Source organism: Nocardia sp. NPDC056541 (assembly GCF_042794235.1).
Classification (GTDB): Bacteria; Actinomycetota; Actinomycetes; order Mycobacteriales; family Mycobacteriaceae; genus Nocardia.
Genome location: NZ_JBHTUD010000002.1, coordinates 405,882 through 419,261, shown reverse-complemented (window position 1 = coordinate 419,261; position 13,380 = coordinate 405,882). Strand labels below are relative to the sequence as shown.

The window sequence follows — 13,380 nt, the reverse complement described above, 5'->3', positions numbered from 1 at the left end:
GGATTCACGCCGAAACGGTGATTTCCCATTCGTGGATCGTCAGATCCGAGGCGCCGGTGGTGTGCAGCGGGTCGGAGTGGGCGATTGTTGTTGCGGCGGTGAGGCTTTCGGCCAGGATGACATAGGCGCCGCCGGTGCCGTCGGTGAAGCCACCGCTTTCCTGGAGTCGGCCCTCAGCGAGCAGGTCCCGCAGGAAGGTGCGGTGCGGTTCGATCACCGAGGCGTCGAACGCCGGGGTGCGTTCGGCCATCACAAGGTACTTGCGCGCCACGCCTCAGGACTCCGACTCGCCACGCGCGGCCTTCGTGGCGGCCGTTGCGGCCGCGGCGGCGCGGACCTGCGGCGCCACCTGCACGACCTGGCCGAGCACGCCGTTCACGAACGACGGGGAGTCGTCGGTGGACAGTTCCTTGGCCAGCTCGACAGCCTCGTCGACCGCGACGACCGGGGGCACGTCGGTGGCGTGGAACAGCTCCCACACCGCGATCCGCAGAATGGCCCGGTCGACCGCGGGCAGCCGCTGCAGAGTCCAGTCCTGGAGGTAGCCCTCGATGGTGCCGTCGACCCGGTTGAGATCGTCGGCGACGCCCTCGACGAGGGTGGTGGTGTAGGCGTGCACGGGGGCCACGCTCTGGTCGCGGGTCGCCAGCTCAGCGCGATCCGAGAGCAGCACGGAGACGTCGACATCGCGCGCCTCCGCTTCGAACAGCAGGTCCACGGCCCGGCGGCGCGCCTTGTGGCGCGCGCCGAGCTTCTTGAACGAGCCCTTCTTGTCTGCCGGGGAGTCGGTCACGATCAGCCGTTGACGCGGCCGAGGTAGCTGCCGTCGCGCGAGTCGATTTTCAGCTTGTCACCGGTGTTGATGAACAGCGGAACGGCCACCTCGGCGCCGGTTTCCAGGGTGGCGGGCTTGGTGCCGCCGGTGGAGCGGTCGCCCTGCAGGCCGATGTCGGTGTGCTGCACGACCAGCTCGATGGTGACGGGGAGCTCCACGAACAGCGGCGCGTCCTCGTGCACGGCGACCTGCACGCCCATGTTCTCCAGCAGGAAGCGGGCACCGTCACCGATGGTGGCCTCCGGGATGGAGATCTGGTCGTAGGTGTCACCGTCCATGAAGATGTAGTCGGTGCCGTCGTGGTACAGGTAGGTCATGTCGCGACGGTCGACGGTCGCGGTCTCGACCTTGACACCCGCGTTGAAGGTCTTGTCAACGACCTTGCCGGACACGACGTTCTTCAGCTTGGTCCGCACGAACGCGGGTCCTTTGCCCGGCTTCACGTGCTGGAATTCGATGATCTGCTGGAGCTGACCGTCGATCTTCAGCACAAGGCCGTTCTTGAAGTCGCTGGTGTCCGCCACTGTCCTCGGATCTCCTCTTTCGTATTACTGCGTACTGGGGGTTACTGCGTTCTGCGCGCCGACGTCAGTCGACGACGATCAAGTCCTTGCTGGTGCGGGTGAGCAGTTCCGGGCCCGCTTCGCGTACCACGAGCGTGTCCTCGATCCGGACCCCGCCGCGGCCGGGAAGGTATACACCAGGTTCGACGGTCACCGCCACACCAGCCAGAAGTGTACCGGTACTCGTTTTCGCCACTCCGGGTGCTTCATGGATCTGCAGCCCGACGCCGTGACCGAGACCGTGCACGAACTGCGGGCCGTACCCCGCTTCTTCGATGATCATCCGGGCCGCCGCGTCGACCTCGCTGGTCTGCGCGCCGGGTTCGAGCGCCTCGGTGCCCGCGCGTTGCGAGCGGGCGACCAGTTCGTAGATCTCCCGCTGCCAGTCGGCGGGGGTCCCCAGGACCAGGGTGCGGGTCATGTCGGAGTGGTAGCCGTTGACCACCGCGCCGAAATCGAACTTCACGAAGTCACCGGTGGCCAGGACGGCGCCGGTCGGCCGGTGGTGCGGGATGGCCGAATGGGCGCCCGCGGCGACGATCGTCTCGAACGAGATCGCATCGGCACCGTGCTCGAACATCGCCCATTCGAGGTCGCGGGCGACCTGTCTCTCGGTGCGGCCCGGACGCAGCAGGCCCCGCTCGAGCAGGGTGGCCAGCGCCTTGTCGGCGGCCGTGCACGCCGCGCCGAGCTGGTCGACCTCGTAGGGATCCTTGACCATCCGCAGCTGTTCGACCAGACCCGAGGTGGGGACGAGTTGCAGCCCGGTGCGCAGCTCCTGGAACGCGGTGTGCTGATCGACGGTCACCACGTGGCTCTCGAAGCCGACGCGACCGAGCTGCCATTCCCCGGTCAGCTCGAGAACGCGGCGCGCGGTGGCCCGGCAGATCTCGGCCTGCAGATCGGGGACCTGTTCGGCGACCTGAGCGGAGTACCGGCCGTCGGTACCGATGACGGTGCGGTCCTCGGCTCCGCGCATATCCCACGAATGCACCAGCACAACGGCATTGGATCCGGTGAAGCCGGTCAGGTAGCGGATGTTGACCAGATCGGTCACCAGCAACGCGTCGACACCGTTTTCCACCAGCAGGCTCCGCAGGGCACCGCGCCGGGCCGCGTAATCGGGAGCCGTGTAGTCAGCACACATGGGTCAACGCTACCGCCCGACGGGCGACACGTCGGCACGCGATACCCAGGATTTCGTGTCGGTGGGCGAGGTGGATACGGCGTTGTCCACATGCGCGGACGTTATCCACATTCTCGGGTACGGCCCACTTTCGGTGGTCGCGGCCCAGCACGATCGATCCCATGACCACTGCCGCGTTCTGTTGCCTCATCGCCTGGTGCCTGCTGCTGGGCGTCATCGACATCCATGCCCGTCGCCTTCCCAACGCGCTGACCGGCGTGGGTGCGGCCGCGGTGTTCCTGTTCGCGTTCTCGACAGGGGAATTGGAGACCGCGGTGATCGGGGCCGCGCTGTTGACGATGCCGTATCTGATCGCCCACCTGCTCTCCCCGGCCGCGCTCGGCGCGGGTGATGTGAAGCTCGCGGTGTCGCTCGGAGCTGCCACGGCGATCGCCGGTCCGCCGGCCTGGGTGTGGGCCGCGGTGGCCGCCCCGCTGCTCACCGCCGCGGCCGCGGTCGTGCTGCTCGGTGGTGATCGGCTGCGTGCGGTGGTGGGCCGTGGTTCGCGGCAGGTGCGCGCGGTACCGGCACGGCGGCTGGTGCCACACGGCCCCGCGATGTGCCTGGCCACCGTCACCGCGATGGCACTGGCATGACCGGCAGCGCGACGCGCCGAGACGAACCCGGTGATGGGGTGTTGCCTGCGGTCCGGAGCAGGCCGGTTCGGCCGGATCAGGGCGGCGGCCGCCACCGCGCGGCCCGGCTCGGCGCCGACGTGCCGCTCGTCACGTCGGCCCGCATTCCCGACTACACGTGTCGACATGGGAAGATAGTCGGCGTGTTGCGCTGGATAACTGCCGGAGAATCCCATGGTCCCGCTCTCGTCGCCCTCCTGGAAGGGATGGTCGCCGGAGTCGAGGTGACATCGGACGATGTCTCCGCACAGCTCGCCCGCCGCCGGCTCGGTTACGGGCGCGGCGCCCGGATGAAGTTCGAGGCCGACAAGGTCACCCTGGTCGGTGGCGTACGCCACGGCCGCACCATGGGTGGCCCGGTCGCCATCGAGATCGCTAACTCCGAGTGGCCCAAATGGACCGAAGTGATGTCGGCCGATCCGATCGACGAGACCGAGCTCGCGGGAATGGCGCGTAACGCGCCGCTCACCCGCCCGCGCCCCGGTCACGCCGATTACTCCGGGATGCTCAAGTACGGCTTCGACGATGCCCGTCCGGTGCTCGAACGGGCCAGCGCCCGGGAGACCGCGGCCCGGGTCGCAGCAGGCACACTCGCGCGCAACTTCCTGCGTCAGGCCTTCGGTGTCGAGGTCATCTCGCATGTGGTGTCGATCGGCGCCGCCGCCAACACCACCGGCGTCACGCCGGGTCCGGCCGATCTCGACGCGATCGACGCCAGCCCCGTGCGGGCGTTCGACGCCGACGCCGAGGCGGCCATGATCGCGGAGATCGAAGCGGCCAAGAAGGACGGCGACACCCTCGGCGGCGTCGTCGAGGTGATCGTGGACGGCCTGCCCATCGGGCTCGGTTCGTTCGTCAGCGGTGAGCAGCGTCTGGATTCGCGCCTGGCCGCCGCCCTCATGGGCATCCAGGCGATCAAGGGTGTCGAGGTGGGCGACGGGTTCGAGACCGCGCGACGACGCGGCAGCCAGGCCCACGACGAGATGCGTCCCGGCCCCGACGGCGTCCTGCGCTCGACCAACCGCGCGGGCGGCCTCGAAGGCGGCATGACCAACGGCGAAGCACTGCGGGTGCGCGCCGCGATGAAGCCGATCTCGACTGTGCCGCGTGCGCTGTCGACGGTCGACATGTCCAGCGGCGAGGAAGCCGTCGCCATCCACCAGCGCTCGGACGTGTGCGCGGTGCCTGCCGCGGCCGTGGTCGCGGAGTCGATGGTGGCGCTGGTGCTGGCGCAGGCCGCGCTGGAGAAGTTCGGCGGCGACTCGCTGGCCGAGACCGTCGACAACATCACCAGTTACGTCAAGCGGATCGGTAGCCGCCCACACGTGCCCGCGGACAGCCGTATCCCGTGACCGCGCAGGGGCAGGAGGGGCCCGCGCCGGAGAGCGACGCGGGCCCCTCACCGGCGATCGTCGAGCCCGGAGCTCCTGACACCGGCGGTGACGACCGGACCGCGCCTGCGGCACGCGTGGTACTGGTCGGGCTGCCCGGCTCGGGGAAGTCGACCATCGGGCGCAAGCTGGCCAGGGAACTCGGGGTGGAGCTCTACGACACCGACGCGGGGATCGAGGCCGATACCGGCCGCACGATTCCCGACATCTTCGCCACCGACGGTGAGACGGAGTTCCGCCGGATCGAGGAACAGGTGGTGCGCCGCGCCGTGCTCGAGCACGACGGCGTGGTTTCCCTCGGCGGCGGTTCGGTGCTGTCCGAACGAACCAGGGACCTGCTGCGGGACGCTCTCGTCGTCTACCTGGAAATCAGTGTGTCCGAAGGGGTTCGGCGTACCGGCGCCAGCAGTACCCGTCCACTGCTCAACGGAGTCGACCCCGCTGCCAAGTATCGGGATCTGATGCGCGAGCGTCGCCCGCTCTACCGCGAGATCGCCTCCGTGCGTGTGCGGACCGACGGGCGGAGTCCGGGTCGGGTGGTGCGAATGATCCTGGCCAAGCTCGGTCTCGAATCGGTGCGCACCGATCTGCAATCTCCACGTGTGAACGCCGGAAACACCTCGCCCGCTTCGGGTTCGGTCACCGGCAGGCCCGGAACGGGCAGCAATCGGTCCAAGAACAGGCGACGCGCCAGGGCCCGCGCCGCCGCCGCACGCCGAAGCGGTGCCGACCAGACAGGTGTGGCGGCCATCGAACGCCGCGACGCCCCGGATGAACGGAACCGTTCGGGGGCAACACAATCCGCGACCGATCGGGCGGCAGCCGACGACACCACCGGCGCCACTCGCACAGCGGGTGCGGCGCAGAGTGAGTCACGCACGACCGCCGGTCGACGGTCCCGGCGTAGCAGGTCGCGCCGAGGCGGTGCGCGGATCCGGCCGGCAACCACCGTGGCCACCCGGGAAACCGGCGGCTCGGTGGCCGAGAGTCCGGAGAGCCGCGCGAGCTCGAAATCAGAGGGCCGCGCGGGTACAGCCGAAAACCAGCCGGGCAACCGCGCTGCCGGCGCCGGGGGCCGGACGGGTAATCGCAGCACGCCGGGTAGTCGAGTAGGCGGCCGCAGCCCGGTCACGGGAGGCCAGGCGGCCGGTCGCAATGCCGGTCGCGGCAGGCGGACGGCGAGCCGTGAGGCAGGCGCCCCAGGGCGGGCCGGGCAGCGCGGTGGCGAGCCTGCCGGACCGTCGGGTTCGACTACCCCGGAATCTTCGGTGGAAAGCCGGACCGGGGCACCACAACAGGTGCAGCGGGCCGGACCATCCGGTGACGCGGAGCGTGGGACCGGCGCCAACGAACGCCGACGACGCGGGCAACCGCGGCGACGCGGCGGACGACGCAATAACAATGACCAGAAAGAATCGGAGCAGCGCACGTGACAGAGCCGAACATCATCCAGGTTCGCACCGCCGACCCGTACCCCGTGATCATCGGCCGCGGACTGCTCGGCGATCTCGTCGAAGCGGTCAACGCGGGCAACGCCGTGCGGACCGTGGCGATCTTCCATCAGCCGCCGCTGGCCGAAACCGCCGAGGCGGTGCGTAAAGCACTGGCCGACACCGGGATCGACGCGCATCGCATCGAGATCCCCGACGCCGAGGACGGCAAGGAACTGGCCGTGGCCGGGTTCTGCTGGGAGGTGCTCGGCCGGATCGGCCTGACCCGCAACGACGCCATCGTGAGTCTCGGTGGCGGTGCCGCGACCGACCTGGCCGGCTTCGTCGCCGCCACCTGGATGCGCGGGGTGCGCATCGTGCACGTACCGACCACGCTGCTGGCGATGGTCGACGCCGCGGTCGGCGGCAAGACCGGCATCAACACCGAGGCGGGCAAGAACCTCGTGGGCAGCTTCCACGAGCCCAGCGCCGTGCTGGTCGACCTGGCGACCCTGGAAACGGTGCCGCGCAACGAGATCGTGGCGGGCATGGCCGAGATCATCAAGGCCGGTTTCATCGCCGACCCGGTGATCCTCGACCTCATCGAGGCCGATCCCGAGGCTGCCCTCGACCCCACCGGCGATGTGCTGCCCGAACTGATCCGGCGCGCCATCCAGGTCAAGGCCGACGTGGTCGCCGCCGACCTCAAGGAATCGAGCCTGCGCGAGATCCTGAACTACGGCCACACCCTCGGCCACGCCGTGGAGCGCCGCGAGCGCTACCGCTGGCGGCACGGCGCCGCGGTGTCCGTCGGCTTGGTCTTCGCCGCCGAACTCGGCCGACTGGCCGGCCGTCTCGACGACGCCACCGCCGATCGGCACCGCACCATCCTGGAAAGCGTCGGCCTGCCCGTCTCCTATGACGGCGATGCGCTCCCCCACCTGATGGACGCGATGCAAACCGACAAGAAGACCCGATCCGGTGTGCTGCGTTTCGTGATCCTGGACGGTCTGGCCAAGCCCGGCCGACTCGAGGGCCCTGATCCGTCGCTGCTGGCCGCCGCCTACTCGGCCATCGCCCGCGACACCACCCCGGGCACGTCGCCGATCATGCTCTGAGATCCGCACTCTGGCACCTGTTCGCGCCCCGGCACCGTGGTGGGGCGCGAACAGGTTCGAAGGGTCTGACTCGCGGCCGGTGCCGTTCCCGAGAGAACGACTCCGCTCAGTTCGCGGTGGCGAATTCGGGTTCCGCGGCGCCGGTGGCGGATTCGCGCGAACGGCGCGACCGCGAGTAGCCGAAGGCGACACCCGCCAGCGCGGGCAGGAAGATCAGCAGCAGGATGAACGATGCCGCGGACGTCAGTTCGTAGAGGATCCCGGCGTCGCCGAGTTCGATTCCGGGCACCTGATCGAGGACCCAGCACACGGCCGAGCTGGCCAGCCCCGCGCCGAACCCGGCAGCCAACCAGCGGACGGTGAGGCCGTCTGCGCCCGTGCGGCCGTCGCGCACGCCCCAGGCGACTACCACGGCGACGATGGCGAGCAGGCACGCCGCGCGCCAGAAGGTGCCGTAGGTGGGCCAGGAGGCCATGACGAGGCCGAGCAGAACACGCAGGGCGACGACCAGCGCGCCGAGGACGGTGGCTCGTAACACCCAAGCGGTCATGAAGAACACCTTAGCGGGCAAAAACTAGAACCGGTATCAATTCGACAGATCGGTCGGTGATGTCGAGGATTCGGCACCGCACTCGGCGGCAGCCACCGGAGCCGTCGCCTACTGCTGCGGAAGGGACGCTTCCAGCGCGGCGGCCATCGCCGCACGCGGCGCAGGTCGACCGGTGAACAGTTCGACCTGTCCGTAGGCCTGATTCAGCAACATCTGCAGGCCGCTGACCACCGTGTGCCCGGCGGCCTCGACCGCCGTTGCGAGGGGGGTCGGCCACGGGTTGTAGATCGCGTCGAGCACGACCGGTGCCACGGCTACCGCCGACGCGATCACCGCGGCCGCCTCGGCGGGCACCGTGCTCACCACCGCCGCGGCCGACGCGCACGCCGCGCGCACCTGCTCCCTGTCGAACGGCACGACCGCGGCCCGCAGGCCGAGACGGTCCGCCAATTCCAGTGCGCTGCGTGCCCGTCCGGCATCACGGGCGATCACCGTCACCTTCTTCGCCCCGAGTTCGGTCAGAGCAAGCAACGCGGGCCTGGCCGTTCCGCCGGCACCGAGCACGACAGCCTCGTCGATCGCCGAGACGCCACCACCGCGCAACGCACCGAGTACGCCGTCGACATCGGTGCAGTCCGCCGACCACCCGGCATCGACGCGCACGAGGGTATTGGCCGAGCCGACCAGCACCGCGCGCTCGGTGCGCTCGGCAGCCACCGCCAGCGCCGCTTCCTTGCCCGGCATCGTCACCGACAGCCCGACCCATTCCGGGCCCAACTCACCGACGAGCCCGGGCAGCCGCGCGGCATCGCATTCGATCCGCTCGTAACTCCAGTCGAGGCCCAGCGCGCGGTAGGCGGCCAGGTGCAGCTGAGGCGAGCGCGAATGCGCGATCGGCTGACCGAGGACAGCGGCCTTGCGACCCATCTCAGCGCCCACTGTCGAGAATGCCGCTCTGCTCGGCCTTCACGATATTGCGCAGGTGCTCGGAGTAGCTCTCGGTGAACAGGGTGGTGCCCTTCTTGTCGATCGTGACGAAGTACAGCCACTTCCCCGGCTCCGGATTCTCCATCGCCTGCAGGGCTTTGAGCGAGGGTGCGGAGATCGGATTGGCGGGCAGACCCGACATCGCGTACGTGTTCCACGGCGTGACGGTGTTGCGGTCGGAGTCGGTGGTGGCGACCTCGGTCTCCTCCAGCGAATAGTTCACCGTCGAGTCGAACTGCAACGGCTGGTCGATCCGCAGCCGGTTGACGATGACCCGCGCGACCTTCGGCATGTCCGGTGCCAGCGCTTCGCGTTCGACCAACGAGGCCGCGATCAACGTCTGGTAGGGGTTGAGCTGGGTTTCGGCGCCCGAACGCAACAATCCGGTGGACTCGTAGAGCGCCGCGCTCGCGGTGATCAGCTGACGCAGGATCTGTACCGCCCCGCCGCTGGGATCGAAATCCAGGGTGCCCGCGGAGATCAGCCCGTCGAGCTGCCTGCGCCGGTCCGGAGCGGCCGCGACCGACGCCTTGGCCCAGTCGGGCACGCCGAGAGCGGCCAGGTCGGCACTGGCGCCCGCGGCATCGAGTTGCTCGTAGGTGACGCACTTGGCGGCGGAACCGGCGCCGAGGCAGCTGGCGGCGGCGATCTTGGTGTAGATGCCTTCCGTGGGGGCGCCGGTGTGGACGTCGCGCCGGTTGTGCAGCTGACGCCCCTCCGAGATCACGACGTTGCCGACGCGCGAGTCCTTCGACACCAGCGAGGTCACCGCGTGCGCGGCGGGACTGTTCTTCTGCACCGCGTAGTACCCGGGCTGCACGCTGTTCATGTTCGAATTGCGCACGGCCGCTTCGTAGAACGCTTCCGAACTGGCGACGACACCCTTTTCCTTCATGGTGTCGGCGATCTGGGTGGCGGTGTCACCGGAGTGCACCTGGACCACCACGAGTTCGCCGGGCGGGCCCGCGAAATCCTCGGCGGGCGCGAGACTGCCCATCAGTTTGTACCCGGCAAAACCGGCGGCGGAGACGACCAGCACGACGAACACCGCCGCGATCACCCACATATTGCGGCGGCGCTTCTTGCGCTCAGCCGCCTTCCGCGAGGCGATCCGTGATTTGGCGCGTCCCGACGGCTTGTTCCGGCCGGGCGGCTTGTTCCGGCCGGACCCTGCGCGAGGACGGCCACGCTCGGCCGTCGCGGCGCGCTGCCCGACGCGACGCGGCGGAACGACCGGCTCCGGCTCGGGTTCCGGTTCGAGGACGTCTTCCAGGATCTGGTCGTCGTAGACCTCGTCCTCATAGCGCGGGATGACGTCGGTGCCGTCCTCGTCCCACTCGCCGCGATCCGGCGCCGCGTCCTCACGCACTGTGCGGGCATCGAGCCCCCAGTCGTCGCGGCGGGGGTAGCGCCGATCAGCTTCCCGAGCCCGGTAGCGTTCCTCGGCCCTGGTCCATCGGTCGGTCATGCATCGTCTCCGACCCTCGCCGTATCTGCTGCGTCCTTCAACACCGAACTCCGCTCGTCCAACCATCCTTGCAGAATCGACACGGCTGCCGCCTGATCGATCATCTGCCGCTGGCCACGTGCGCGAACTCCACTGTCGCGCAGCGCACGTGCAGCAGACACCGTAGTCAAACGTTCGTCGGAAAGGCGTATCGGAATCGGGTCGATCACCCGGCGCAACTGCTTGGCAAACTTACGCGCGATGGTGGCCGCGGTGCCGTTTTCGCCGCGCAGCGTGCGTGGCAGACCGATGATCACTTCGACCGCTTCGTATTCCCGCACAATGTCGGCAATTCTTGCGATATCGGCGGGTGGGCCCGCGCGCCCACCGGATTTGGCGCGCGCGACGGTCTCGACGGGGGTGGCGAGGATGCCGTCGGGGTCGCTCGAGGCGACTCCGATGCGCACGCTACCGACGTCGATCGCGATCCGGCGGCCCCGACCCGGGTCGGTCTCCGGGTCGGGGCGGTCGGCCGATTCCTCGCTGGACGAACCAGGGGTGGTCATCAGCCGGCGAGTTCGGCCACCCGGGCGCGGACCGCGGTCAAACCGGCCGGGATGCCCGACGGATCCGAGCCCGCGCCCTGCGCCATCTCCGGCTTGCCGCCACCACGCCCGGCGATACTCGGTCCGAAGGCCGCGACCAGATCGCCGGACTTGAAGCCGAGATCCTGGGCGGCCTTGTTCACGGTCACCACGAACGGTGCCTTGCCCTCGACGTTGCCGAGCAGCACGACCACGGCGGCCTCACTGCCGAGACGGCCACGGATATCGGTGGCCAGCGTCCGCAGGTCACCGGCCGACACGCCCTCGGGCGCCGCGGCGGCCACCAGACGCACCGCACCGACCCGCTCGGCCTGCTCGGCGAAGGTGCCCGCCGACGACAGCACCGCGGCGATCTTGGTGCGCTCCAGTTCCTTCTCGGCCACCTTGAGCCGCTCCACGAGCTGCTCCACGCGCCCCGGCACCTCGTCGGAGGGCACCTTCAGCGACGACGCGACACCGGCCAGCAGCGCCCGCTCCTTGGCCAGGTACCTGTAGGAGTCGAGGCCGACGAAGGCCTCGACGCGGCGCACACCGGAACCGACCGAGGCCTCACCCAGCAGGGTGATCGGGCCGATCTGCGAGGAGTGCTCCACGTGGGTGCCGCCGCACAGCTCCATCGAGAACGGGCCGCCGATCTCCACGACGCGCACCTCGTCGCCGTAGTTCTCGCCGAACAGCGCCATCGCGCCCATCTTCTTGGCGTTAGGCAGATCGGTGACGAAGGTGTTCACCGGGAAGTTCGCGCCAACAGCGTCATTGGAGACGGCCTCGATATCGGCCTTCTGCTGCTCCGACAGCGCACCCTGCCAGTTGAAGTCGAACCGCAGGTAGCCCGGCTTGTTCAGCGAACCCGCCTGCACGGCGTTGGGGCCGAGGATCTGGCGCAGCGCGGCGTGCACCATGTGCGTGCCGGAGTGGCCCTGGGTGGCGCCGCGACGCCAGGCAGGATCCGCTTGCGCGAGCACGACATCGCCCTCGGTGAGCTGGCCCGACTCGACGGTGGCCTTGTGTACCCAGACCTTCTTGGCGATCTTCTGCACGTCGTTGACCTGCAGCTTCACACCCGAGGCCGTGATGGTGCCGCGGTCGGCGATCTGACCGCCGGACTCGGCGTACATCGGGCTGCGATCGAGGATGACCTCGATGTCGCGGCCTGCCGTGGCCACCGGGACGCGCACGCCGTCGGCGATCAGGGCCAGCACAGTGGCCTCGGAGGTCAGCTCGTCGAAACCGGTGAACTCGGTGGCGCCACGGTCGACCAGTTCCTTGTAGACGGTGAGGTCGGCGTGGGCGTGCTTGCGCGCCTGGGCGTCGTCCTTGGCCCGCTTGCGCTGCTCGGCCATGAGCGAGCGGAAACCGTCCTCGTCGACGGAAAGGCCCGCCTCGGCGGCCATTTCGAGGGTGAGGTCGATCGGGAAGCCGTAGGTGTCGTGCAGGGCGAACGCGTCGGAGCCGGTGATCTGCTTGCCGCCCTTGGACTTCACCGCGGTGGCGGCGTTGTCGAACAGGGTCTCGCCGGTGTTGAGGGTCTTGAGGAACGCCATCTCCTCACCGACCGACACGGTCTCGATACGCGAGAAGTCGGTGGCCAGTTCGGGGTAGGACGGCGCCATCAGGTCGGTGACGACCTTGATCAGCTCGGCCATCACCGGCTTCTCGGCGCCGAGCAGGCGCGCCGAACGCACGATGCGGCGCAGCAGGCGGCGCAGCACATACCCGCGGCCGTCGTTGCCGGGGTTCACGCCGTCGGCGATGAGCATCGCGGCAGTGCGGGCGTGGTCGGCGATCACGCGGAAGCGCACGTCGTCGGTGTGCTCGACGCCGTAGGAGCGGCCGGTGAGTTCCTCGGCCTTGTCGATGATCGGGCGCATCAGGTCGGTCTCGTAGACGTTGTCCACGCCCTGCAGCAGGAACGCGACCCGCTCGACGCCCATGCCGGTGTCGATGTTCTGCTTGGGCAGCGGGCCGAGGATCTCGAAGTTGTCCTTGGAGATGCCCGCGCCGCGCTCGTTCTGCATGAACACGAGATTCCAGATCTCGATGTAGCGGTCCTCGTCGGCCTCCGGGCCGCCCTCGACGCCGTACTCGGGGCCGCGGTCGTAGTAGATCTCCGAACACGGGCCACACGGGCCGGGGATGCCCATCGACCAGTAGTTGTCGGCCATGCCGCGGCGCTGGATGCGGTCGGCGGGCACGCCCATCTCGAGCCACATCCGCTCGGCCTCGTCGTCGTCGAGGTAGACGGTGACCCACAGGCGCTCGGGATCGAAGCCGTAGCCGCCGTCCTCCACGCTGTCGGTGAGCAGCGTCCAGGCCAGCGTGATGGCCTCGCGCTTGAAGTAGTCGCCGAAGCTGAAGTTGCCCGCCATCTGGAAGAAAGTGTTGTGGCGGGTGGTGATGCCGACGTTCTCGATGTCGAGGGTGCGCACGCACTTCTGCACGCTGGTCGCGGTGGCGTACGGCGGGGTCTGCTGACCGAGGAAATACGGAACGAACTGGACCATGCCTGCGTTGACGAACAACAGGTTGGGGTCGGCCAGGATCAGCGAAGCACTGGGGACCTCGGTGTGTCCGGCACGGACGAAATGGTCCAGGAACCGTCGTCGAATCTCGTGGGTCTGCACAAATACCCA

12 protein-coding genes and 1 pseudogene are annotated in these 13,380 nt (G+C 69.0%); 4 read left to right on the top strand and 9 right to left on the bottom strand.

Annotated features, from left to right (window positions below):
* Positions 1-4: 4 nt before the first annotated feature.
* The 4 genes from ACFQ9R_RS04870 to ACFQ9R_RS04855 all read right to left on the bottom strand — a co-directional run bounded on the left by ACFQ9R_RS04870 (position 5) and on the right by ACFQ9R_RS04855 (position 2,545).
* Positions 5-271: a YciI family protein gene (locus ACFQ9R_RS04870; protein WP_378989026.1), complete on the bottom strand. Its 267-nt coding sequence runs from the start codon at positions 269-271 to the stop codon at positions 5-7.
* Positions 272-274: 3 nt separating this feature from the next.
* Positions 275-793 carry a transcription antitermination factor NusB gene (gene nusB, locus ACFQ9R_RS04865; protein ID WP_378989025.1) on the bottom strand — a complete coding sequence of 173 codons (519 nt, stop codon included), beginning with the start codon at positions 791-793 and terminating at the stop codon, positions 275-277.
* 2 nt (positions 794-795) lie between these two features.
* Entirely contained in the window at positions 796-1,359 is a 564-nt protein-coding gene (gene efp, locus ACFQ9R_RS04860) for an elongation factor P (RefSeq protein WP_067452307.1), read from the bottom strand.
* Between the two features lie 64 nt (positions 1,360-1,423).
* Positions 1,424-2,545, bottom strand: a complete 1,122-nt coding sequence (locus ACFQ9R_RS04855) for a M24 family metallopeptidase (RefSeq protein WP_378989024.1) — start codon at positions 2,543-2,545, stop codon at positions 1,424-1,426.
* Between the two features lie 161 nt (positions 2,546-2,706).
* Between ACFQ9R_RS04855 and ACFQ9R_RS04850 the strand changes: the two genes are divergently transcribed.
* The 4 genes and pseudogenes from ACFQ9R_RS04850 (at position 2,707) to aroB (ending at position 7,158) form a co-directional block, all read left to right on the top strand.
* On the top strand, positions 2,707-3,180 hold the full coding sequence (locus ACFQ9R_RS04850) for a prepilin peptidase (protein WP_378989023.1): 474 nt from the start codon (positions 2,707-2,709) through the stop codon (positions 3,178-3,180).
* 182 nt (positions 3,181-3,362) lie between these two features.
* Positions 3,363-4,571 (top strand): chorismate synthase, encoded by a 1,209-nt coding sequence (gene aroC / locus ACFQ9R_RS04845; protein ID WP_378989133.1) that lies wholly within the window; start codon positions 3,363-3,365, stop codon positions 4,569-4,571.
* A gap of 56 nt (positions 4,572-4,627) precedes the next feature.
* A pseudogene (locus ACFQ9R_RS04840) lies at positions 4,628-5,173 on the top strand (shikimate kinase); the annotation flags it as partial.
* Between the two features lie 866 nt (positions 5,174-6,039).
* Positions 6,040-7,158, top strand: a complete 1,119-nt coding sequence (aroB, locus tag ACFQ9R_RS04835; protein ID WP_101467074.1) for a 3-dehydroquinate synthase — start codon at positions 6,040-6,042, stop codon at positions 7,156-7,158.
* A gap of 106 nt (positions 7,159-7,264) precedes the next feature.
* Here the strand turns inward: aroB and ACFQ9R_RS04830 are convergent, their stop codons facing one another.
* The 5 genes from ACFQ9R_RS04830 to alaS form a co-directional block, all read right to left on the bottom strand.
* Positions 7,265-7,708 carry a B-4DMT family transporter gene (locus ACFQ9R_RS04830; RefSeq protein WP_378989022.1) on the bottom strand — a complete coding sequence of 148 codons (444 nt, stop codon included), beginning with the start codon at positions 7,706-7,708 and terminating at the stop codon, positions 7,265-7,267.
* A gap of 108 nt (positions 7,709-7,816) precedes the next feature.
* A complete protein-coding gene (locus tag ACFQ9R_RS04825; protein WP_378989021.1) occupies positions 7,817-8,635 on the bottom strand; it encodes a shikimate dehydrogenase in 819 nt (272 codons plus the stop codon).
* A 1-nt stretch (position 8,636) separates the two neighbouring features.
* Complete coding sequence (mltG, locus tag ACFQ9R_RS04820; protein WP_378989020.1) at positions 8,637-10,163, bottom strand: endolytic transglycosylase MltG; 1,527 nt, start codon at positions 10,161-10,163, stop codon at positions 8,637-8,639.
* On the bottom strand, positions 10,160-10,708 hold the full coding sequence (gene ruvX, locus ACFQ9R_RS04815; protein ID WP_378989019.1) for a Holliday junction resolvase RuvX: 549 nt from the start codon (positions 10,706-10,708) through the stop codon (positions 10,160-10,162). Before ruvX ends, mltG begins: the two co-directional genes overlap by 4 nt.
* Positions 10,708-13,371: an alanine--tRNA ligase gene (gene alaS / locus ACFQ9R_RS04810; protein WP_378989018.1), complete on the bottom strand. Its 2,664-nt coding sequence runs from the start codon at positions 13,369-13,371 to the stop codon at positions 10,708-10,710. The genes ruvX and alaS overlap by 1 nt, the downstream gene beginning before the upstream one ends.
* Between the last annotated feature and the right edge of the window lie 9 nt (positions 13,372-13,380).